Origin of the sequence: Armatimonas sp., from assembly GCF_043760365.1 — a bacterium.
Lineage (GTDB): Bacteria > Armatimonadota > Armatimonadia > Armatimonadales > Armatimonadaceae > Armatimonas.
In genome coordinates this window covers 1-2880 of record NZ_JAYUPA010000939.1, presented here as the reverse complement: position 1 = coordinate 2880, position 2880 = coordinate 1, and the positions used below count along the sequence as shown (strand labels likewise).

General features: G+C 57.8%; 5 protein-coding genes. 3 read left to right on the top strand and 2 right to left on the bottom strand.

Annotation, left to right across the window (positions count from 1 at the left end):
- A partial coding sequence (locus ACH2EH_RS23705) for a 50S ribosomal protein L11 (RefSeq protein ID WP_395145680.1) occupies positions 1-302 on the top strand: 302 nt, incomplete at its 5' end.
- 11 nt (positions 303-313) lie between these two features.
- On the top strand, positions 314-1036 hold the full coding sequence (gene rplA, locus ACH2EH_RS23700; RefSeq protein WP_395145679.1) for a 50S ribosomal protein L1: 723 nt from the start codon (positions 314-316) through the stop codon (positions 1034-1036).
- 72 nt (positions 1037-1108) lie between these two features.
- On the opposite strand, the gene ACH2EH_RS23695 is transcribed toward rplA, so the two are convergent.
- Together ACH2EH_RS23695 and ACH2EH_RS23690 are read right to left on the bottom strand one after the other, a co-directional pair.
- The gene (locus tag ACH2EH_RS23695) at positions 1109-1711 is read right to left on the bottom strand and encodes a hypothetical protein (protein ID WP_395145678.1); all 603 of its coding nucleotides are present in this window, start codon (positions 1709-1711) and stop codon (positions 1109-1111) included.
- A 111-nt stretch (positions 1712-1822) separates the two neighbouring features.
- Positions 1823-2554, bottom strand: coding sequence for a hypothetical protein (locus tag ACH2EH_RS23690; RefSeq protein WP_395145676.1), 732 nt, complete (start codon positions 2552-2554; stop codon positions 1823-1825).
- A gap of 102 nt (positions 2555-2656) precedes the next feature.
- Between ACH2EH_RS23690 and ACH2EH_RS23685 the strand changes: the two genes are divergently transcribed.
- On the top strand, positions 2657-2880 hold a 224-nt coding region (locus ACH2EH_RS23685; protein WP_395145674.1), incomplete at its 3' end, for a peptide deformylase.

Below are 2880 nucleotides of genomic sequence, written 5' to 3'. Positions count from 1 at the left end.
ACAACGCAAAGACCGCCGACATGGTGGGCTCGATTGTGCCTGTGGTCATCACGATCTACGATGACCGCTCCTTCGTCTACGAAACCAAGACCCCGCCCGCGTCCGACCTGCTCAAAAAAGCGGCGGGCGTTCCGTCGGGTTCCGGCAATCCGAACACCGTCAAGGTGGGATCCATCACCAAGGCACAGTTGAAGGACATCGCGGAGAAAAAACTCCCCGACCTCAACACGAATGATGTGGATGCGGCGATGCGGATTATCGAAGGCACGGCACGCTCGATGGGCGTGACGATCACGGACTAGGAGCAAGACCCATGCGAAAACAAGATCGAAAGCATATTATCTCCGCTCGCTTCAAGACCGAGGCGGCCAAGGTGGAGCGCACGACACACTACGAGCCCCTCGCGGCTCTGGAGCTGGTGAAATCCACGTCCTCGACCAAGTTTGATTCCACGGTTGATGTTGCCATCAACCTCGGGGTTGATCCTCGTCAGGGCGACCAGATGGTGCGTGGTACCACCGAGCTGCCCTACGGCACGGGTAAGAGCCAGAAAGTGGCTGTCTTTGCCAAGGGCGCTAATGCCGAGGCAGCGACCGCAGCGGGAGCCGATGAAGTCGGAGCCGAGGAGCTGATCGCTAAGATTCAGAACGGCTGGCGCGACTTCGACGTGCTCGTGGCCACTCCGGACATGATGCCCGCCGTCGGTAAGCTGGGCCGTCTGCTTGCGGCGCGCATGCCCAACCCCAAGTCGGGTACCGTCACCACGGATGTCGCCAAGGTCGTCAATGCGATCAAGAAGGCAACCCGTGTGGCCTACCGTGTTGACAAGGGCGGCATTGTCCATGCGCCTATCGGCAAGGCAAGCTTCCCGGTGGAGCACCTTCAGGAGAACATGAAAGTGTTGATCAGCACGCTGGTCAAGGCTAAGCCATCGAGCTCCAAGGGCCGCTACATCCAGAAGATCACTGTCTCCTCCTCAATGGGGCCGGGGATCAGCGTGGATGTCGCCACCGCACAGCGCACCGTTGACAAGTAGTCGTCAGCGAGTCCTACAATAAAAAAATCTCCCCCAGGTGCGACGCACCCGGGGGAGATTTCTTGTTTTAAGCTACTCTAAGCGAATGCCTAGAGCAATCAGCAGAACCAGAAAGATCGTCATCACTAGCGCCGCGACGGCACCGATGCTGGCTCCCACGCGTGTTTTCCCTCCTAGCACACAACCAAGTGCGATAATCAGGACAGGGATGCAGAGATTCATAGCAATCATCGCTCCCCAGAGAATGGCCTCCTGCCAGGGCACTCCACAGGTCACGCTGATCAGGCAGAGAATTGCCACGAACGCCAGCGCGGTGTTACGTGTCTCAGGCATGGCGACGGCGCTCTCGGGATCGCTCTCGCGTAGGGCGGAGCAGCGCACCGGCAGTAGAAAGAGTCCCACACTTCCCAGAAAGAGACTTGCCAGAATGATATAGGGGCTGGCGACAAAGGCGCTGAACACGACGCTCGCCAGCAGCAGCCCGGCGAGCAGCTCACAGAGACGGGCTTTCTCCCGGCGCACGACCCCACGCCCCAGCACATACGCGGCGAGAACCGGCAGGAGATAGTCTCCCCAGTCAAAGCGTACATTTTCTCCCATCAGCCGCCAGTGGATCAGCCAGACAACCAGCGCCATGGGCAGCATCGCCCGGACAACAACCTCACCTCGGTACATTTCTTATCCTCCTAAGTCACAGGATAACGGGAAAGGGAGTCTGGTTGCAACAAAAAGCCCTGCGGTGTTATTCCGCAGAGCTTTTCTTAAGGCTTGTTTTTGTTTTCGAGGCTAGGCAGCGACGCGCAGGCCTGCAGTCTCGCTGATCTCTTCCTCGGGGAGCTCATCTTCCTCTTGCGTAGGCTCACTCGCCATCGTCAGATTCGCAACCGGCGTCACTTCAGGAAGGGCAGCCGTTTCCTGCTCGAAGAAGCTCAGGACACTCTCCAGACGGCCAGCCTCGGTATCGCAGAGAGTTCGGACGCGCTCTTGCTTGTCCTTTGTCACTGTAATTTGAGCTTCTTTTTCGGTGATCTGTCGCTGGAGTTCGGCGATCTGCGCCTGCGCCTCCGCCACATAATCATCTGTTTTTTGGCCCTGTGCATCCGCGTACTTCTGGAGAGTCGTGCGCTTCTGATCCGCATCTCCAACAATACTTTGGCGGTTGGCCCCGATCGCGGTTCCCAGAGCCGTGAGGGTTACCTGAACGGTCTGACGTTTCATCTCCAGAGGCATGGCAGCGGGAAGCTGCTCCAGCATGCTCAGGGTCTGCTCGGCGGTAAACGAAGTGCTGGCGACACGAGCAAACTGATAGATCGCCGGAAAATCAAGGGCTCCGTCTGCAGAGAGTGTCGGCGGTCCGATGGCCACGGGTGCCTTGGGAGGTTCGGGGGCAGTAAGGTGCGAAACGGACGGAGCCGCAACGGGAGGGATCGCGGCCACGGGGGAAGCCAGGCGGACGGGAGGAGCATCGGAGTCCTGGCCATCCTCTTTTTTGTCATTGTTGCGCGAGAAGAACTGCATAATTTTATCCTTTGCTAAAAGCGTACAAAGTTATTATGGGCAGCCCCTGATAAAATTACAGGGTTCGGCGCAAAATATTGTCGTGATAAAATAACCCCTGGTATGGCATCTGACAAGCTTCTTGATCTAGCGGAAAAGTACAAAGATATCCCCTTCAACGACAGTCGCGTCGTGAAGTATAAAGAGACCCACGGCTGGGAAGTACTGCTCCAAACGGCGCAAGAGATTAAGTTTGTGGACAGTGCTATTCGGGCGCTGGTTGCGGAGATGGCCGATATTATGTACGCCGCGCACGGGGTCGGGCTTGCCGCGCCTCAGGTGGGGCG